The sequence below is a fragment of the Achromobacter sp. genome (genome assembly GCF_032113835.1).
Classification (GTDB): Bacteria; Pseudomonadota; Gammaproteobacteria; order Burkholderiales; family Burkholderiaceae_B; genus Achromobacter.
This window is the reverse complement of sequence record NZ_DAMCTG010000098.1, coordinates 1-18,939: the sequence shown is the minus strand read 5'-3', so window position 1 is coordinate 18,939 and position 18,939 is coordinate 1. Positions and strand designations below refer to the sequence as shown.

At 63.9% G+C, this 18,939-nt stretch carries 18 protein-coding genes, 1 tRNA gene and 1 pseudogene; 9 read left to right on the top strand and 11 right to left on the bottom strand.

The genetic code is table 11. The features are described from left to right. Window positions 1–107: 107 nt before the first annotated feature. The 8 genes from RT697_RS23580 to RT697_RS23545 all read right to left on the bottom strand — a co-directional run bounded on the left by RT697_RS23580 (window position 108) and on the right by RT697_RS23545 (window position 7,634). The gene (locus tag RT697_RS23580) at window positions 108–1,214 is read right to left on the bottom strand and encodes a porin (RefSeq protein ID WP_313702138.1); all 1,107 of its coding nucleotides are present in this window, start codon (window positions 1,212–1,214) and stop codon (window positions 108–110) included. A gap of 231 nt (window positions 1,215–1,445) precedes the next feature. Continuing rightward, the gene (locus RT697_RS23575; protein ID WP_313702137.1) at window positions 1,446–2,165 is read right to left on the bottom strand and encodes a glutamine amidotransferase; all 720 of its coding nucleotides are present in this window, start codon (window positions 2,163–2,165) and stop codon (window positions 1,446–1,448) included. 35 nt (window positions 2,166–2,200) lie between these two features. Then, window positions 2,201–2,464, bottom strand: a complete 264-nt coding sequence (locus RT697_RS23570) for a hypothetical protein (protein ID WP_409517481.1) — start codon at window positions 2,462–2,464, stop codon at window positions 2,201–2,203. 69 nt (window positions 2,465–2,533) lie between these two features. Next, a complete protein-coding gene (locus RT697_RS23565) occupies window positions 2,534–3,484 on the bottom strand; it encodes a hypothetical protein (protein WP_313702135.1) in 951 nt (316 codons plus the stop codon). Window positions 3,485–3,555: 71 nt separating this feature from the next. After that, window positions 3,556–3,822, bottom strand: coding sequence for a hypothetical protein (locus RT697_RS23560; protein WP_313702134.1), 267 nt, complete (start codon window positions 3,820–3,822; stop codon window positions 3,556–3,558). A gap of 58 nt (window positions 3,823–3,880) precedes the next feature. Beyond that, window positions 3,881–4,705, bottom strand: a complete 825-nt coding sequence (locus RT697_RS23555) for a dimethyl sulfoxide reductase anchor subunit family protein (RefSeq protein ID WP_313702133.1) — start codon at window positions 4,703–4,705, stop codon at window positions 3,881–3,883. A 2-nt stretch (window positions 4,706–4,707) separates the two neighbouring features. Then, the gene (locus RT697_RS23550; protein WP_313702132.1) at window positions 4,708–5,256 is read right to left on the bottom strand and encodes a 4Fe-4S dicluster domain-containing protein; all 549 of its coding nucleotides are present in this window, start codon (window positions 5,254–5,256) and stop codon (window positions 4,708–4,710) included. Between the two features lie 2 nt (window positions 5,257–5,258). After that, the gene (locus tag RT697_RS23545) at window positions 5,259–7,634 is read right to left on the bottom strand and encodes a molybdopterin-dependent oxidoreductase (protein ID WP_313702131.1); all 2,376 of its coding nucleotides are present in this window, start codon (window positions 7,632–7,634) and stop codon (window positions 5,259–5,261) included. Window positions 7,635–8,003: 369 nt separating this feature from the next. Here RT697_RS23545 and RT697_RS23540 point away from each other — a divergent pair, with 369 nt between their 5' ends. The 8 genes from RT697_RS23540 (at window position 8,004) to RT697_RS23505 (ending at window position 16,972) form a co-directional block, all read left to right on the top strand. Beyond that, window positions 8,004–8,969 carry an XdhC family protein gene (locus RT697_RS23540; protein ID WP_313702130.1) on the top strand — a complete coding sequence of 322 codons (966 nt, stop codon included), beginning with the start codon at window positions 8,004–8,006 and terminating at the stop codon, window positions 8,967–8,969. 89 nt (window positions 8,970–9,058) lie between these two features. After that, window positions 9,059–9,802 (top strand): histidine utilization repressor, encoded by a 744-nt coding sequence (hutC, locus tag RT697_RS23535; RefSeq protein ID WP_313702129.1) that lies wholly within the window; start codon window positions 9,059–9,061, stop codon window positions 9,800–9,802. Window positions 9,803–10,056: 254 nt separating this feature from the next. After that, complete coding sequence (gene hutU, locus RT697_RS23530) at window positions 10,057–11,736, top strand: urocanate hydratase (RefSeq protein WP_313702128.1); 1,680 nt, start codon at window positions 10,057–10,059, stop codon at window positions 11,734–11,736. A 96-nt stretch (window positions 11,737–11,832) separates the two neighbouring features. Next, entirely contained in the window at window positions 11,833–13,362 is a 1,530-nt protein-coding gene (gene hutH / locus RT697_RS23525; protein WP_313702127.1) for a histidine ammonia-lyase, read from the top strand. Between the two features lie 119 nt (window positions 13,363–13,481). Next, window positions 13,482–14,912 carry an amino acid permease gene (locus RT697_RS23520; RefSeq protein WP_313702126.1) on the top strand — a complete coding sequence of 477 codons (1,431 nt, stop codon included), beginning with the start codon at window positions 13,482–13,484 and terminating at the stop codon, window positions 14,910–14,912. 54 nt (window positions 14,913–14,966) lie between these two features. Beyond that, window positions 14,967–16,181, top strand: coding sequence for an imidazolonepropionase (hutI, locus tag RT697_RS23515; protein ID WP_313702125.1), 1,215 nt, complete (start codon window positions 14,967–14,969; stop codon window positions 16,179–16,181). Between the two features lie 165 nt (window positions 16,182–16,346). Further along, window positions 16,347–16,601, top strand: a complete 255-nt coding sequence (locus tag RT697_RS23510) for a type II toxin-antitoxin system RelE/ParE family toxin (protein WP_313702124.1) — start codon at window positions 16,347–16,349, stop codon at window positions 16,599–16,601. 11 nt (window positions 16,602–16,612) lie between these two features. Beyond that, the gene (locus tag RT697_RS23505; protein ID WP_313702123.1) at window positions 16,613–16,972 is read left to right on the top strand and encodes a helix-turn-helix transcriptional regulator; all 360 of its coding nucleotides are present in this window, start codon (window positions 16,613–16,615) and stop codon (window positions 16,970–16,972) included. 101 nt (window positions 16,973–17,073) lie between these two features. On the opposite strand, the gene RT697_RS23500 is transcribed toward RT697_RS23505, so the two are convergent. The 3 genes from RT697_RS23500 to RT697_RS27115 form a co-directional block, all read right to left on the bottom strand. Beyond that, window positions 17,074–17,364 (bottom strand): hypothetical protein, encoded by a 291-nt coding sequence (locus tag RT697_RS23500; RefSeq protein ID WP_313702122.1) that lies wholly within the window; start codon window positions 17,362–17,364, stop codon window positions 17,074–17,076. 18 nt (window positions 17,365–17,382) lie between these two features. Beyond that, window positions 17,383–17,466, bottom strand: a tRNA-OTHER gene (locus RT697_RS23495). 133 nt (window positions 17,467–17,599) lie between these two features. After that, a complete protein-coding gene (locus tag RT697_RS27115; RefSeq protein ID WP_409517480.1) occupies window positions 17,600–17,977 on the bottom strand; it encodes a response regulator in 378 nt (125 codons plus the stop codon). Window positions 17,978–18,138: 161 nt separating this feature from the next. Between RT697_RS27115 and RT697_RS23490 the strand changes: the two are divergent. After that, window positions 18,139–18,801 (top strand): annotated as a pseudogene (locus tag RT697_RS23490) (SOS response-associated peptidase). The last annotated feature ends 138 nt before the right edge of the window (window positions 18,802–18,939 follow it).

Below are 18,939 nucleotides of genomic sequence, written 5' to 3'. Positions count from 1 at the left end.
TTTTTTCGCGTCTGTGGCCGGGTAAGACGCCCAATCCGCTCAGTGCAACCGCGGCGCAGGGCGCAATCGGCGCGCGCCGGGCGCGCGCCGCTCATCACGTCTGCCGCTTAGAAGCGATGACGGACACCGACCATACCCACCGTGCTCTTCACGCCGTCGATGAACGCGAAGTCCGTGGCGTAGGAGCCCAGCGCGTACAGGTTCGTGCGCTTGGACAGGTTGTACGTGTAGCCGATGCTGTACACGTTCATGGCCGAATCGCCACCGGTCAGCAGATCGCTGTCCGGATCGGCACGTTGCCACGAAGCCAGGATGGAGCTGGCGCCCAGCGGCACGGTCAGGCCGAGCATGTACGAATTGGCCTTGAAGTCTTCGACGCCGACGTTCGAACGGAAGCCATCAGCGATGGTTTCGGTGCTGCCGAAGGCGTTGATGCTTTGGCCGGTGAACCAGCCGTCACGCGTCTGGCCGAAAGCGGCAGCCAGCTTCACGACTTCAAAGTCGTACGAACCAGCAATGCTCCACGACTTGGGCGTCGCGTCGTTGCCCAGCTGGTTGGCCGGGTTCAGTTGGTCGTACGTCAGGGCGACGTTCACCGGGCCGTTCACGTAGCGCACACCAGCGGTGATCGCGCGGGTGTTGTCGGCGGTGCGGAAGCCCGTCTGGGCGGCGGTCGTGTCGGCGATGTTGAACGAATAGCCGATGCCAACCTGGAAGCCGCTGAACGACGGGGTCGAGTACTGGACCATGTTGTCGTAGCGGACGGTGTTGGCGGCGCTGAACGCGTTGCCGATGTTGGCCTGGCCGTAGCTGGCGCCGAACGGATCGATCGAGCCCAGGTACTTGGAAGCGATGTTGGTCTGGCGGCCGAATTCCAGCAGGCCCCACGACGAGCTCTTCAGGCCGACGGTGGCTTGGCGGCCGAACAGGCGGCTGCTCTGGCCCGACTGGCCGTTGGCCGAGTTGAAGCCGCTTTCCAGCGTGAACACGGCGGAGAGGCCGTCGCCCAGATCTTCAGCACCGCGCAGGCCCCAGCGCGAGCCGCTGGAAACGCCGTTGCTCATGCCGAACTTGGATTCGTGGAAGCCATCGCCCTTGATCCGCTGATAGCCCACGCCCGTATCGATCAAGCCGTACAGCGTCACCGAGGTTTCCGCCTGCGCCATGCCGGACAGCGCGGCGAAGATGGCGGTGGCGAACAGAGTCTTTTTCATTACAGATTCCCATTGATGTGAACAGACATGCGCATGTAGCCAGACCCGCATTGCAGGCGGCACAGTGATGCACACGGCGCATGGCAGAAACGGATTCTAGGGACGCAATATTGCAGTTCTGGGGACACAAGCGATTTCGCGGAAAGAAATGGAAATAATCGCTTTTTTGTGGCGCGAGGCCGACAGCCGCGCGCATATAAGCCACGCCGGTAGGCGTGTCATGTGTGTGTGCTATGAAGGCAGGATGCGCGCAAAGGTGCGCAGCAGTTGCCGCGCCTCCTGCGTGGGGACAAGCCGGGCCACCATCGCGGCCACGTCGTGGCCCTCCGCCTCGAACACCGGCGCGCGGCGCAACAGGCACGCCGACATCAGCGTCGGCGAGAACTCGGGATGGAACTGCACCGACCACGCGTTCGGACCATATCGCAGGACCTGATGCGGATCGTGCCGCGAACGCGCCAGCACTTCGGCGCCCGGCGGCGGCGTCAGCACGCTTTGCTCATGCGTCAGATTGGCCAGAAAGCGCCGCGGCAGCGCACCAAGCAGCGCATCGCCGCCCACGTCCGCGCAGAAGTCGATGGCATGCTGGCCGATCTCGCGGCCCTGCGGATGAAAGTCGACGACGCCGCCCAGCGCGTGCGCCATCAGCTGATGGCCGTAGCAGATACCCAGGAGCGGCAACCGCGCGCCATGCGCACCCCGCAGCCATTCGGCGGTGCGCTCGCTCCAGGGCTCTCGATCCGTCACCATGGACCACGATCCCGTCAGCACGGCGCCGGACACGTCGTCCCACGCGGGCAAGGGTTCGTCGTCGTGGGGCTTGAAGACCCGCACCGGCAGATCCGGGTCATTCAGTGCGGCCAGCATCCAGTCGGATTGTTCGCCTTGCGCCTGCCGCAGGTCTTCGGGCGGGCGGCCCATCTGAATGATGGCGAGCGGTTTTCGGGTCATGAACAACGATTCTGCGGGAGAGAGGATGACGCAGTTTACTTTCCGAACAGACGGCGCAGACGCTGGGACTCGGCCAGGTTCAGGCGCTTGGCTTCGTCTTCGGCGTAGTCCCGCTCGCCGACGTCATAAGAGCCTTCGTGCAGGCACTTCTTGCGATTGGCCTTGCACTCGTTGCTGGCGCGGGCCGGCGTAGTTTCCATCATGCTGGCCTTCTCGGCCGGCGTCGGTTTGCTGGACGAGCACCCCGCCACCAGCGCGACAAAGAACAACGCCGCGCCGCAGCGGCTGATCGTGAACATCGACATTTTCCCGGCCCCACAGAAGTGCTATAGACGCTTTTATAGCAAAGGCAGACTGGGAAAGACGTGTTAAGTCGTAGCAGAAGCGCGCGCGGGCAAGTGAGGAAAGACGCTCGAAGGATCGAACAATGCCTTGATGCGGTGCTCAAGCGCGGCCGCCCGGCCATCGCAGCCGGGCTGCATTTCGGCCACGTCCGTCTCCCGGGGAAGGACGGCATGGAAGGTGAACTGCTCCACCCACGCCAGCCTTCCCCGGCTGCCCGCCAGCACGCGGGCCATATCCGGCACCCGCCGATGATCGACGCGCAGCGCATTAAGCCGATAGCGCGCCCGCCAGACATCGGAAGCGCACCACGACTGCGCCAGCGGCTCGCACAGCATCTGGAACAACCCGGAAACCAAGCGCTTTGCCAGCGGGCTGCGCACGGATGGCACGCCCCCCGCCCCCATCGGCCCGAACCGTTCCCGCGATCCGTCCGACAGCATGACGTCCACCGACTGCAGCAGGCGGCTGCGGCCACTGCGCGCAAACCAGGCGCCCAGAGTCTGACCGGGATGCGCGTGCGGATGGGAAAGCAGTTCATCGGCAATTGCTGCGGGCAGATCGCCGATCGTGCAGCCTGGACCGGCCCGCCAGAGCCCGCCGTTCTCGACGGACGTCAGATCTGCCAGATGAGGGCGCACATCCACGCATATCGCCGGCGTGGCCGGATCGACCAGGGAGAGCAGGTCCGTAGATCCTGCCGAGGCGTGCTCGAGCGCGTCGTCCAGCCCCAGACAAACGCCGGCCGGGACCAGCTGCAGCTTGAATTGGGTACACCACTGGAAAAGCATCCGCACCTGGCTTGCATCGGCGGGGCTGACCCAGGCCACCGGCGCCCCCGCGCCATCGCCGGAATCGAAGCGAGCGCCGGAATCGAAGCGAGCGCCGGGCATCGACTGCGTCAGCCTCAGGAGCGCCTGCACGTCTGCATTGGGCAATGGGCGCCCGGTCAGAAAGGCTCTACGTGATGCAAGCATCGTGGCCCTCTCCGTAGTGATGCGGGGCGTGCGCGGGGTAAAGCGGGCATGCCATCAACGCTTCCATCGTTTCAATTGTGGCAAAGCGAGCTGGCGGCGAATGCCTCGAAGTCCAGCTCGAGTTGGGATGGCGGCCGGCGCATGGCGGGCGAGGCAGGCAATGGCCTGGCCGTCGCATCCGCCGCAGGCATCCGGTTTGCCGCCCGCCCGCCCGGCGAATCCACGTTGGGTAACGCAACCTTGGCGGCAAGGCCGGCGTCATCGGCATTGCACGACGCCAGCATGACGGTGAAGAGAGCCGCGCCAGCCAGCCGGAACACAGTGCTGGAATTTCCCATGACAGTTTCTCGCTACGACGTCGGGTCTGCGTTGTGGGCAACACAGACCCCGCCCACATCAGAACCACGGCGCGCGCGACATCACGTTGCCGTAATACAGCATGCGCCCGGCGAACTCACCGCTGAACAGCACAGCCATGTAACCCACGGAAGCCGCGATGCCCCAGTTGCTGCCCAATCGCCGTCCGACATGCAGCGCAAGAAGGATGCCGGCGCCGGCCAGCGTGGCCAGGATCTGCCACCACAGCAGATAGCTGGTGGCGTCCGCGCCCGGGATCTGGAACCGGATGATCAGCGCGGCGCTGACGAGCAGCCAGCCGAGTCCCAAGCCCCATTTCAAGATGCCGGCGGCCGTCTTCTTCATGGCGCCCAGGATCAACAGGACCGTGGCAAAGCCCATCAGCAAGGTCGTGCCGTAGAACCCCAGCCAGGTCGCGGGGGTGCGCCACAGCGGATGGATCTTGAGCTGGTAGTAGATCATCGTCATCGCGGCCAGGGTGACCAGGCCACATGCGGCGGCGAGCCAGCCCAGCAGCAGATTGCGCCGCGAGGCCGTGGGCGTCACCCAGCACGACAACAGCCAGAGAAACGCCACGCCGTTCGTCACCATGAACAACAGGGCCTCTCGCGTCAGCCAGGAACTACCGGGGTTGTTGAACCCGCGATAGAACCAGAATGGCGAGCCGATATGCGCCACGGACGCCAGGGTTCCGAAGCTCAGGGCGACCCAGACCAGCACGGCGGCGATCCGCAGTGACTTGCCCTGCAACGCATTCTCGGGGCCGGCAAATGCCTGATGGCAGGTCAGCGCCAGAATGCCGCCAATGCCCCATTGGGAAAACGTCGTGAAGAACACCAAGGGGAATTCATAGTGGTTGGACATGATCACTTCTCCCTGCTGACAACGACAATGCTGGGCCCGCTGATGGTGGGGTCAGGCATGCCGTACAGCCTTTGCAATTCGACCCAGCCTGTCTCGTGCCGCTTGCGCAGTTCCTCGATATCGCCAAACTGCAGCGCCGCAGCAGGACAGGATTCCACGCAGCGCGGCATCAGGCCCTGATCGAGGCGGTCCGCGCACATATTGCACTTGCTGGTCTTGCCCTCGACCGGATCGAACACCGGCGCATGATAAGGACAGGCCATGATGCACATCTGGCATCCAATGCAGTCGTCATGGTTCTGGATGACGATGCCGTCGTCGCGCTTGGAGTAGGTGCCTGCGGGACACACCCGCATGCACTGCGGGTCGGCGCAGTGATTGCACGACATCGAGATGAAGGACTGCGCATTGGGAAGGTCTTCGTTGAACTCCCTGACCTTGCGCCACAACACGCCCGACGGCGTCCGGTTTTCGGACTTGCACGCCATCATGCATGTGCGACAGCCGTTGCAGTCTTCCATGTTGATATAGAAACCATATTGCTTGGCCATGATTACGCCCTCACATTCACCAAGGTGCTGTTGCAGCAGTGACCAGCACTCAACGGCTCGTAAGCGTCATTCGTGACGTGGCTGCTGCTGCCGCCCTGTTGTTCCCACCAGCCGTTCTCGATGGAGACAACGCCCTTCTTGATTCGCGTGCTGACATCCGCGATCGCCCGCCACTCGCCCCGGTCGTTGTAGACCGTCACCCATTCACCATGTTGGATGTTGCGTTCTATCGCATCGTCGCGATGGATCATGACCTGCGGCTTGTTGCGCTGGACTTCCAATATCCATTCGTTGGCGCCGTGGCTGGAGTGGATGCTGCGGGCCAGCTTGCGCTGCACGGCCATCAGCGGATACTTCTGCGCAAGCTCGGGCGCGCCCTTCGGCGATTCCTTGACGGGGTAATAGGCAAGCACCGGGGAATAGCCCTTCTTCTGCCAATCCTCGACAAAGAGATTCGCCTTGGTCGTCGACGTCCTGAACTTGCCGTCCTTCCAAGGAATGACGTCGCCCTCATGGGGTTTGATCGGCCCCTTCTTGAGCATCTCGCGCGTGATGCCCGTGCCCGCCAGCACCGTGTCGATGTAATGCTCGATCGGCTGGTTGAACACCTCGCCAAAGCCGAAGCGTTCGGCCAGACGCGCGAAAATCCAGTAATCGGGCTTGGCTTCGCCGGGCGGCTCGACCGCCTTCTCCATCAGTTGCACCTGATGGCTGCGGTCCGCGGCCATCAGCGAGACATCCTCGAAGATCGTTGTGACCGGCAGGACCAGATCCGCATACAGCGTGGACGAGGTCATGAGGTTGTCGGCCACCACGACAAAGGGCACCTTCTTCATGGCCGCCTTGACCACGTTCGTGTTAGGCATCTGCGTCAGCATGCCCATGGTCATGATCCACCAGAAGCCGATCGGACCGGGCTTGTCGTTGAGCACCCACTCGCCCACCTTAGGAATGGGAATCGGCGGAATCTTCTTCAGATTCGGCGACGGCGGGATGGGCGGATTGAAGCGGGCCAATTGCTTGGCGCCGCCGGCATCACAGACCCCTGCGCCCGGCTTGCCGATATTGCCCGTTAGCAGCGCCAGATAGAATTGGCTGGCCACCACGTACGTGCCGTGCTCGGTCCGCTGGGCGCCGCTCATGTTCTGGACGATCATCGCGGGCATCGTGGTGGAATAGTCCCGCGCCAGCCGCAGGATGGTCTGCACCGGCACGTCGGTTTCGCGGCTGACCTCGTCCACGGTCCAGGGCTTGGCCTGCGCGTAAACCTGCTCGAACACCGTCGTGTACTCGACGCTTTCAGGCAGTTCCGACTGGAACAGCGCGGGCCGCACGCCCGGCGCATCGTGGCGGGCCAGTTTGCCGCTGGCCAGGTCGTAGACCAGGTAGCTGTCCGGATCGGTTGCGCTCTGACGCATCAGCTGCTGCTTGGCATCCACCAAATAGACAGCGCCGGTGCGAGCTCGCAGAAAGGCCTCGTCGATCCGGCCTTCCTCGATGATGATCTTCATCATCCCCAGCGCCAGTGCCGTGTCCGTTCCCGGAATGATGGGGATCCATTCATCGGCTTTGGCGGCGGTTTCGCTATAGCGCGGGTCGATCACCACCAGGCGGGCGCCGTTCTTGCGGGCCTCGTTGTAGTGCGTCCAGTAAGCCTGCATGGTGACCGCGGGGTTGTTGCCCCAGCACAGGAGATACCGGCTGTCCGCGATCGTGTCGCGCGTGTCGGCGTAGCGCAGGCCCAGCATCGGCATCATGGCTGCCGTCACCGCAACACAGCACAGGCTGCCAAGCTGCTTGGTGGCCCCGCCCAGATAATCGAAGAACGCGTGGCCCATGGCGTTCTTGATGTTGTCCATGTTGCCCGCGTGGGTCGACAGCAGCATGCCGGCGTTGCCGTGCTGCTTGATCGTGTCGCGGATGTTCTTTTCGATCAGGTCGAAGGCCTCGTCCCAGGAGATGGGCTTGAACTTGCCCTCGCCCTTTTCACCGACGCGCAGCAGCGGCGTGGTGACGCGATCCTTGTGCTGGACCCATTTGGTGCGGCTGATGCCGCGCAGACAACCATTGATATGGCCGAGTCCCTGCGTGTTCTGCGCCTCGACCTTGACCAGTTTTCCCTTATATGTGTAGGCCGTCAGGTTGCAGTGCAGGCACTCCATCGCACAGGTTGAATGAAACGTCTCCAGTTCGGAGTATTTGTACCGAGGCTTTCCGGGTGGCACCCACACACCCTTGGCTTGAGGCGAAGGAGAGGCAGGGTCGGCCTTTCCTTCCGGTACATGCAGCAAAGCGGGCGATGCTGCGACCAGGCCTGCGCCGCCCAGGCCCTTGACGACGGTGCGACGCTTGACTTTGACCTTGCCGATATCAAACATGCTTGACTCCAACGATCAGTCCAGAGGGTAAAACCACACTAGCTATATGGTTTTGTTCATGGTAGTCCTCGTTGACTACATCGCACGGTCTAGTACTTCTTGTGGATTGACTCAGGTCAAGCGACATCAAAGCCTTTTCGAACTGCAACGATGGACATCCACAGCCCCAAAGCGACGCCTTTACCTAGAGGATCAACGCACCCGGTAATGTTTGGGCAAGATTTCGGACGTGAAGGGTCTTGATCCGGCCACCCGGACAGAGGCAAGCTTGTCATGCCCTCATTCCAGGACCCCCGATGACGCAACGGCGAACTCCCGGCCGGATCACGCACGACAGGCATGCCCCTCAGACTCGCACGGAGCGCCCCAATGGAAAGCGTTGACGTGCGCGTCCTTCGCGCCGCGCGCGACTGGCAAGTGGCCGGGCATCGCCTGATGCTCGTCACCGTGGTCAAAACCTGGGGCTCGTCCCCGCGGCCGGTCGGATCCATGATGGTGCTGCGCGAGGACGGCCGTTGCATCGGCTCGGTATCCGGCGGCTGCATCGAGGACGACCTGATCCACCGCTACACCCGGGCTTACGGCGACGGGACCATTCCGCAATCGGCGCCCGAGTTGGTCCGCTACGGCGTCACGGCCGACGAGGCGCACCGGTTCGGGCTGCCGTGTGGCGGCACGCTGGAACTGCTGCTGGAATTTGCGCCGGATGGCGGGACGCTGGATGGACTGGTCCGCCGGCTCGAGGCCGGCCAGCTCGTGCAGCGGACAGTCGATTGCGCCAGCGGTGCGGTCACGCTCGGCGATGCATCCGCGCCCGAGGCGCTGCATTTCGATGGCGTCACGCTGTCCAGCACGCTCGGGCCGCAGTATCGCCTGCTGCTGATCGGCGCCGGGTCGCTGGCTGAGTACGTCGCCACGATGGCGCTGTTCAATGACTTCGCGGTCACCGTTTGCGATCCGCGCATCGAGCACCTAAGCACCTGGTCCGTCGACGGCGTGGCCTTCACCACCGAAATGCCCGACGACGCGGTGCGCGCGTTGAACCCCGATTCCCGCACCTGCATCGTGGCGCTCAGCCACGACCCGAAGCTGGACGACATGGCGTTGCTGGAAGCGCTGCACAGCCCCGCCTTCTACGTCGGCGCCATCGGATCCCGCCGCAATGCCGCCAGCCGCCGGCAGCGGTTCATCGAGCATCTGAACGAAACCGAAGAATCCATGCAGCGGCTGCATTCGCCGGTCGGCCTGCACATCGGCAGCAAGACGCCGGCGGAAATCGCGGTCAGCGTGATGGCGCACATTCTGGCGGTGAAGAATGGCGTAATGGCGGGATAGCGGCGCGGCCGTTCGCAAGCGATGTGTACCTGTCTATACTAGGAACCGCATTTTTCCCTTGCTTACGTGTTGCATTCCCAGGATCCCTCGTGGCCGCTTCTCCCCCCCGATTGCCCGTCCAGGCCAATGCCCTGCCCGCTCCGCTATACGCGCAGGTCAAGCAGATGATCGCGCAGCAGATCCGCAGCGGCGCCTGGCCCGCCCATCACCGCGTGCCGTCGGAAGCGGAGCTGGTCGATGAACTGGGATTCAGCCGCATGACGATCAACCGCGCGCTACGCGAGTTGACCGCCGAAGGCCTGCTGGTGCGGATGCAAGGCGTCGGCACCTTCGTCGCGCAGCCCAAGGCGCGCTCGGCGCTGTTCGCCGTGAACAACATTGCCGATGAGATAACGGCGCGCAACCACCGCCACCACAGCCGCGTCGTGCGGTTGGCCGAAGAACCTGCCGGCGCCGAGCAAGCTCAAGCATTGGACATCCGCGCGGGCCAGCCGGTGTTTCATTCACTGATCGTCCATTACGAAGACGACGTGCCGATTCAGCTGGAAGACCGCTACGTCAACGTCCGTCTTGCCCCCGACTACTTGCAGCAGGACTTCACGCAAAGCACGCCCTACGAATACCTGACGCGTGTAGCGCCGCTGAGCGCCGGCGAGCACGTGGTCGAGGCCATTCTAGCCAAGCCGCGCGAGTGCCAGTTGCTGCAAATCGACCGCGAAGAACCCTGCCTGCTGATCCGCCGCCGCACGTGGTCCGGCGACCGCGCGGTGACACTGGCCCGGCTGATCCATCCGGGTTCGCGGCACCGGCTCGAAGGCACGTTCACCACGTGACTGCCGCCGCTTTCCGCAGCGCTTCTCGTACGACTGCGCCGGCCGCGTCCGACTGAACTGCAACGCGCCATTGCGGCGCCTTCCCGCACGATCCCCCAATGCCGAAACCGCACACGTTTCGGCATTTTTCATTGGGGTAATCCCTCACGCAAAAATCAGCCGCCTGCTATTGTATATACAACCATAGTCATCTTAAGATCTGCTCACCTTGGCGCTGGATCACCGCGCGCCTCGACCCGATCCAGGAGACACACTTGAACGCTTCCACCCGATTCCGCGACGCCGTCATCCGCGCCCCGCGCGGCAGCCAACTCAACACCAAGAGCTGGCTGACCGAAGCGCCCCTGCGCATGCTGATGAACAACCTCGACCCCGATGTGGCCGAGAACCCGAACGAGCTCGTTGTCTACGGCGGCATCGGCCGCGCGGCCCGCGACTGGGACTGCTACGACAAGATCGTCGAATCGCTCAAGGCCCTGAACGACGACGAAACCCTGCTCGTGCAATCGGGCAAGCCGGTGGGGGTGTTCAAGACGCACGCCAACGCGCCGCGTGTCCTGATCGCCAACTCCAACCTCGTCCCCCACTGGGCCACGTGGGAACACTTCAACGAACTGGACGCCAAAGGCCTGGCGATGTACGGCCAGATGACCGCCGGCAGCTGGATCTACATCGGCAGCCAGGGCATCGTGCAAGGCACGTACGAAACCTTTGTCGAAGCCGGCCGCCAGCATTACGGCGGCAATCTGGCCGGGCGCTGGGTGCTGACCGCCGGCCTGGGCGGCATGGGCGGCGCGCAGCCCCTGGCCGCCACGCTGGCCGGCGCGTGCTCCCTGAACATCGAATGCCAGCAGAGCCGCATCGACTTCCGTCTGCGCACCCGCTACGTGGACGAACAGGCGGCCAACCTGGACGACGCGCTGGCCCGCATCGCCAAACACACGCAGGCCGGCCGCGCCGTGTCTATCGCGCTGTGCGGCAACGCCGCTGAAATCCTGCCCGAACTCGTGCGCCGCGGCATCAAGCCCGACATGGTCACCGACCAGACCAGCGCGCACGACCCCTTGAACGGCTACCTGCCGGCCGGCTGGTCCTGGCAGGAATACCGCGACCGTGCGCAGCGCGAGCCGGCGGTGGTCATCAAGGCCGCCAAGCAATCGATGGCCGTGCACGTGCAAGCCATGCTGGCGTTCCAGCGCCAGGGCATCCCCACTTTCGACTACGGCAACAACATCCGCCAGATGGCCAAGGAAGAAGGCGTTTCCGACGCGTTCGACTTTCCCGGCTTCGTGCCGGCCTACATCCGTCCGCTGTTCTGCCGCGGCGTGGGCCCTTTCCGTTGGGCGGCGCTGTCCGGCGATCCGCAAGACATCTACAAGACCGACGCCAAGGTCAAGGAGCTGATTCCCGACGACGCCCACCTGCACCATTGGCTCAGCATGGCGCGCGAGCGCATCAGCTTCCAAGGCCTGCCCGCGCGCATCTGCTGGGTTGGCCTGGGCGCGCGCGCCAAGCTGGGCCTGGCGTTCAATGAAATGGTGAGATCCGGCGAGCTGTCGGCGCCCATCGTCATCGGCCGCGACCACCTGGACTCCGGTTCGGTCGCCAGCCCCAACCGCGAAACCGAATCCATGCGCGACGGCTCGGACGCCGTGTCCGACTGGCCGCTGCTCAATGCCCTGCTCAACACCGCCAGCGGCGCAACGTGGGTGTCGCTGCACCACGGCGGCGGCGTCGGCATGGGCTTCTCGCAGCATTCCGGCATGGTGATCGTGTGCGACGGCACCGACGCCGCCGCCGAGCGCATCGCCCGCGTGCTGACCAACGACCCGGCCACGGGTGTGATGCGGCACGCGGACGCCGGCTACCAGATCGCCATCGACTGCGCACACGATCAGGGCTTGAACCTGCCCATGGTGACCGGCAAACGCTGACCCCCGCACGGCGCGGCCTCCCGATGGACCGGCCGCCGCAACAGACCGCATAACAACGATTGCCAGCAGCCGGACCACCGGCGTAGGAGTAGAGGAATGGAATTGCATGTGAAACCGGGCCAACTGACGCTGGCCGACCTGCGGCGCGTCTATCAACAGCCGGTGCGCCTGACGCTGGATCCCGGCGCCGCGCAGGCCATCGACGCCAGCGTGGCCACGGTTGAACGCCTCATCGCCGAAGGCCGCACGGTCTACGGCATCAATACCGGCTTTGGGTTGCTGGCCTCCACCAAGATCGCGCGCGAAGACCTGCAGGCGTTGCAGACTTCGCTGGTCCGTTCCCACGCGGCGGGCGTGGGCGAGGCGCTGGACGACGCCATGGTGCGTCTCATCATGGTGCTCAAGATCAACAGCCTGGCCCGCGGCTACTCGGGCGTGCGCCGCCACGTCATCGACAGCCTGATCGCACTGGTCAACGCGGGCGTCTACCCGCATATTCCGCTGAAGGGTTCCGTGGGCGCGTCCGGCGACCTGGCCCCGCTTGCCCATATGTCGATGGTGCTGCTCGGCGAAAGCCAGGCGCGTTACCAAGGCGAATGGCTGCCCGCGCGAGAAGCGCTGTCACGGGCCGGCCTGGAGCCGCTGACGCTGGCCGCCAAGGAAGGGCTGGCCCTCCTGAACGGCACGCAGGTGTCCACCGCGTTCGCGCTGCGCGGCCTGTTCGAAGCCGAAGACATGATGGCCGCGGGCCTTGTGTGCGGCAGCCTCAGCGTCGAGGCCATGCTGGGCTCGCGCGCGCCGTTCGACGCCCGCATCCACGCCGCGCGCGGCCAGCTTGGGCAGATCGACGTGGCCGCCGTCTACCGCAGTCTCCTGGGCGACGACAGCGAGGTCGGCCACTCCCACGCCGATTGCGGCAAGGTGCAAGACCCGTACTCCCTGCGCTGCCAGCCCCAGGTGATGGGCGCCTGCCTCACGCAGATCCGCCACGCGGCGCAGATCCTGGAGATCGAATCGAACGCCGTGTCCGACAACCCCCTGGTGTTCGTCGAGCAAGGCGATGTCATCTCCGGCGGCAACTTCCATGCGGAGCCGGTGGCGCTGGTCGCCGACAACCTGGCGCTGGCGCTGGCCGAGATCGGCGCGCTGGCCGAACGGCGCATCGCGCTGATGATGGACAAGCATATGTCGCAACTGCCGCCCTTCCTGGTGCGCAAAGGCGGCGTCAACTCGGGCTTCATGATCGCCCAGGTGACGGCTGCGGCACTGGCAAGCGACAACAAGGCATTGGCGCATCCGGCCAGCGTGGACAGCATGCCGACGTCGGCCAACCAGGAAGATCACGTGTCGATGGCGCCCAACGCGGGCAAGCGGTTGTGGGCCATGGCCGACAACGTGCGCGACATCCTGGCCATCGAATGGCTCGGCGCATGCCAGGGCCTGGACTTCCGCGAAGGGCTCAAGACCTCGCCCCAACTTGAAGCCGCGCGCCGCGCCCTGCGCGAGAAGGTGCCCCACTACGAGGAAGACCGCTTCTTCGCGCCCGACATCGCGGCGGCCAGCGGCCTGATCGGCGCGCAAGTCATGAACGGCCTGATGCCCGCGGGTCTGCTGCCCAGCCTTTGATGCCGCCCTCCCGGCCGGACGCATCCGGCCGGCATCGTCACGCCGCGCGCAAGGCCCCATCAGAAGGCGCCTGCGCGGCACTTCACGCGAGACCGACCCAGGAACCGAGAGAGACAACAATGCAAGCATCCTCGCAGTCAGACACACCGGCGGAAGCGCAGACACTCAAACGCGGGCTAAACGCCCGGCACATCCGTTTCATGGCATTGGGCTCGGCCATTGGCACGGGCCTTTTCTACGGGTCGGCCGAGGCGATCCAGGCGGCTGGCCCTTCGGTACTGCTGGCCTACCTGGTCGCCGGCGCCGCCGTCTATATGGTCATGCGCGCCCTGGGCGAAATGTCGGTGCGCAACCCGGTGTCCGGCTCGTTCGGGCACTACACCACGCAATATCTGGGGCCGCTGGCCGGCTTTCTGACAGGCTGGACCTACGCATTCGAGATGATCATCGTCTGTCTGGCGGACATCACCACATTCGGGCTGTACATGGGGTTCTGGTATCCCGGCGTGCCCCGATGGATCTGGGTCTTGTCCATCGTCTTCTTCATCGGCGCCATCAACCTGCTTTCCGTCAAGGTATTCGGCGAACTGGAGTTCTGGCTGTCCCTGCTGAAGGTCGGCGCCATCGTCGCGATGATCGCCGGCGGCCTGGGCATCATGCTGTTCGGCATGGGGATGGGGGCCGACAGCGCCGCAACCGGTGTGCACAACCTGTGGGAGCACGGCGGCTTCATGCCCAATGGCGTGAGCGGGCTGATTGCATCGCTGGCCGTCGTGGTGTTCGCATTTGGCGGCATCGAGATCATCGGCATCACCGCCGGCGAAGCCAAAGACCCCGGCCGCACCATCCCCCGCGCCATCAACGCCGTGCCGATGCGCATACTGCTGTTCTACGTGCTGACGCTGTTCGTGCTGATGTCCATCTTCCCGTGGACACGGATCGACAGCAAAAGCAGCCCGTTCGTGCAGATCTTCGACAGCCTCGGCATCAGCTCCGCGGCCACCATCCTGAACATCGTCGTGATCTCGGCGGCGGTGTCGGCCATCAACAGCGACATCTTCGGCGCGGGCCGCATGCTGTTCGGCATGGCCCAGCAAGGCCAGGCGCCGCGCGGCTTTGCCTCCGTGTCGGCCAACGGCGTGCCGTGGATGACGGTGGCGGTGATGACGGTGGCGCTGCTCGTCGGCGTACTGCTGAACTATCTGATCCCTGAGAATGTGTTCCTCCTGATCGCCTCCATCGCCACGTTCGCCACGGTCTGGGTGTGGCTGATGATCCTGCTGTCGCAGGTGGCGATGCGGCGCAAGATGAGCCCGGAGGAGATCTCGCAATTGAAATTCCCTGTGCCGTTCTGGCCGCTGGGCCCCTTGCTTGCCATAGCCTTCATGGCCTTCGTGATCGCGGTGCTGGGCTATTTTTCCCACACACAGAAGGCTTTGGGCGTCGGCGTTGTCTGGATCGCGCTGCTTTGCCTGGCCTATCGCCTCTGGGTTTATCCGAGACGCCTTCCCGAACGCGAGCCGGTTCCCGCGGCCCAGGGTTCCGATTGATCGACGCAGCGCCGGCGCACATGTTCCGCCGGCGCCTGCATCAAGGAGAAAAGCATGAGACAGGTCTGGCGACATTGCCACGCCGCCACGATGGCCGGCGGCACGTATTCCGTGATCGACAACGCGGCCATCGTGACCCGGGCCGATCGCATCGAATGGATCGGCCCCGATGCGGAACGACCCGCCGTGGACGCCGCGCACGTCCATGACCTGGGCGGCACATGGGTCACGCCCGGCCTCGTCGATTGCCACACCCACCTGGTATTCGGCGGCGACCGCAGCCGGGAATTCGAACAGCGCCTGCAAGGCGTCGACTACGCCACCATCGCCGCCCAAGGCGGCGGCATCACCAGCACCGTACGCGCCACGCGCGCAGCAACCGAAGACGAACTGTACGCCAGCGCCCACCGCCGTGCGCTGCAGCTGCTGCGTGATGGCGTGACAACCTTGGAGGTGAAGTCCGGCTACGGGCTCGATCTGGAGAATGAACGCAAGATGCTGCGCGTGGCGCGGCATCTGGGCCAGACGCTGCCGCTGACCGTACGCGCGACCTGCCTTGCCGCGCACGCGCTGCCGCCGGAGTTCACAGGGCGTCCAGATGAATACATCGACGACGTTGCGCTGACCATGCTGCCGGCGCTGGCGGCCGAGGGCCTGGTCGATGCCGTGGATGCCTTTTGCGAACACCTGGCATTTACGCCGGCGCAGGTGGAGCGGGTGTTTCAGGCAGCCGCCCGGCTGAACCTGCCCGTGAAGCTGCATGCGGAACAACTGTCATCGCTGCATGGCGCGAGTCTGGCAGCGCGCTATGGCGCGCTGTCTGCCGACCATCTGGAGTATCTGACCGAGTCCGACGTGCTGGCGATGGCGAAGGCGGGAACGGTGGCGGTGCTGTTGCCCGGCGCGTTCTATGCGCTACGTGAGACGCAATTGCCACCGGTGGATCTGCTGCGGCAGCACGGCGTGCCGATCGCAGTTTCAACGGATCTGAACCCGGGGACATCGCCGGTGCTGTCGCTGCGGTTGATGCTGAGCATGGCGTGTACGTTGTTCAGGATGACGCCCGAGGAGGCGTTGGCGGGCGTGACGGTGAACGGGGCGCGGGCGTTGGGGTTGTCAGCGACGCACGGGACGCTGGAGGTGGGCAAGATGGCGGATTTCGTGGCCTGGGACGTTGAGCATCCGGCTGAGCTTGCGTATTGGGTGGGTGGGGATGTGGCGAAGCGGGTGGTTCGGCATGGGGCAATGGTCGATGTGGTGGCGCTTTGAAACGCACCACCCTCGCACTCAACTCCAGGTGCCATAGGCTTCACTACTTGTCCCAATCGCGCCGGAGCTGTCGGAAGCTCGATATCGAAGCAAACTCGAAAGGCTACGTTCTTCTTGAAAACCTATATAGCTTTAACTATAATTCGTTAGCCCACGGAGTGCGGGATGTTCAAAATCAACTGGAACAAGAAGGCTGTGAAGCAACTGGCCAAGGTTGACGGACAAGACCGCCACCGCATCGCCAACGCCGTGACTCTCCTGGCCGATCTTCCGAATGCTCAGAACGTGAAGGCCCTGACGAACCATGACTACGGCTACCGTCTCCGGGTGGGTAACTATCGAGTGTTGTTCGATGCGGATACGGTCATTCGCATCGTCGAAATTCAGGAAGTGAAGAAGCGCGACGGCCACACCTACTAAAGGAACCAGCCATGAACCTGCACCCCACCATCGTGGAGTCCGACGGCAAGCCGGCCTTCGTCGTGCTGCCCTACGCCGAATATCTCGAACTGACCCGAGATCACACCGCGCCGGTACGGTCCCATCCTCGCATCCCCGCGGATGGAAGCATTCCGCATGAGGTCGTGCTTCTGATGACCGAGAACGACTGGAGCATCATCCGTGCGTGGCGCGAGTACCTGGGCGTGACGCAAACCGAGATGGCGGCTCGACTGGAAATACGTCAACCCAGCTATGCGGCCATGGAGGCAACCGATGCGCGCCCACGCAGAGCCACACGCCAGCGGATCGCGGCCGCGCTTGGCCTTCGGTTCGACCAACTCGACGTCTGATGTCGAAATGCAAAAGCCCCGACAGGGGTATCCCTATCGGGGCCAAAGGAGAGCAACTACTACGATGATCGTCGCAGAAGGCGATCGCCCTAGGAGGAAACTCAGGCAGTCAGGAACCGCACGACTTCCGCCCAATCATTCGTGGAAAGCGCCACGTCCTCGTAGTCGCCCTCTTCCTCGTCCCAACGCGAGACACAGTAGCGCTGGCTTCTGCCGGATTCGCGGTCGGCGTAGTTGGCGTAGTCGACATACACCTTCAAGCCGCGCTCTTCGTTCACGAAGGACGGCGCTGCATCGATGCGTTCAGACGCGTCGACGTAGCCTTCGGGCAGAATCGGAAGGGTGGTTATGTCGTAGCGAGGAAATTCGCGACGCAGTCGGTCAAGGTTCATAAGGAAAGCCAATAGAGCTGGCGCGGCAGGAGGGGCTCGAACCCCCGACCCCGGGCTTAGAAGGCCCGTAGGAAATGAGGATAACGCCTTGATTCTGCGCGCCTTTTTATGTTTTGCGTTAGAACAAGTCTAAGCTAAGGGCTACGATTATATGCGGCTTCTCAGCCCTCTGTTCTAACGCTGAGGGACACTGATGCCCTGATGAAGAAGACCGCTCTAGGCGCGCGCGCCCATCTCAGGGCAGCCTCCGTCTAGCGCCGGTGGGGCGGAAAATGGTGTCGAGGAGCGTCTCAAGATGCGCTGGCTTCGTTAGACAAGCGTCAACACAATATGGCAGAGAGTCTGGATCTGCTTCCAGCACGCTTCCGCTGAAGATCACTATGCGAGGAGCACACCCGCGACATGCCACCTTAAGCCGCGGAGCCAGATCCAGGCCAGAGATGTCGGGCAGTTCGACATCCAGCAAAACCACGTCGGGTTCGAACTCCAACGCGCTGCGTAGTGCAGTCGCACCGTCTCCAGCGGTCCTGACCGATACAGCCGGGTCCATAGTTAAACACTCGGCGGTAAGTTCGGCCGTCGTTGAATCGTCATCGACGATAAGGACTCGCATAGCCCAGCCCCTCCCTTTTCACGCCTCCAGCAAAGGCATGTCAATTCATGGAGCGCCGTACCAACGGCTTCGAGCCTTCTACTTTGCGACAGATCCTCCTTGCGGTCAACTCTCTGCGGCTCCCCACTGCACCTATACTGGCGTCCTTGCTCGAGGGACCCATGTGTAGCCACTACCAGACGCTGAAAGACGCCGAGTTGCTTCTGAAGAAGTTTGGCGTTACCCGGCCGGGCATACTAGGCAAGTACGACATGTGGCCGCGGTATCAGGGCAGTTTCGTCCGCCGGCCGCCAGAGCATGACGCCAGCGACGAGGCGGTGCCGGGCGTGGAAGCCGTGACGGGCCGGTGGGGCCTGATATCCGGCTCCACCCGGCCGGACGCGCTGGCCGGCGCGGAAAAGCTGTCGACCTTCAACGCGCGCGACGACCGTGTCGCCAATGTCTTCACCTTCCGCAACGCCTGGCGCCGGGCGCAGCACTGCATCATCGCTGCCGATGCAATCTTCGAACCCGACTGGCGATCCGGCAAGGCGGTGGCCACGCGCTTCACCCGGGCCGACGGCGCGCCGCTGGGCGTGGCCGGACTGTGGGACCGCTACCGCGACGCGGCCGGTCAATGGCAGGAGAGCTACACCATGCTCACCATCAACGCCGATCAGAATCCGCTCTTCCGCGACTACCACTAACCCAACGAAGAAAAACGCATGGTGGTGATCCTTCCCGAGGGCGCATATGGCGACTGGCTGACCGCGAGCGCCGATCAAAGCCGCGACTTCCTCGTACCCTTCCCCTCCGACAAGCTGGTCGCCACTCCGATGACCTGACCCCGATTTTGCTGCAATATACTGTATATTCATACAGTTATATCGCAGCAGAATCATGCTTTGCTCAGTCGTACGCACCCACCATCTCGGCCAGAAGCGCCGCGACAATGACCCCGCGCCAGCCGTGACCGGCACGGT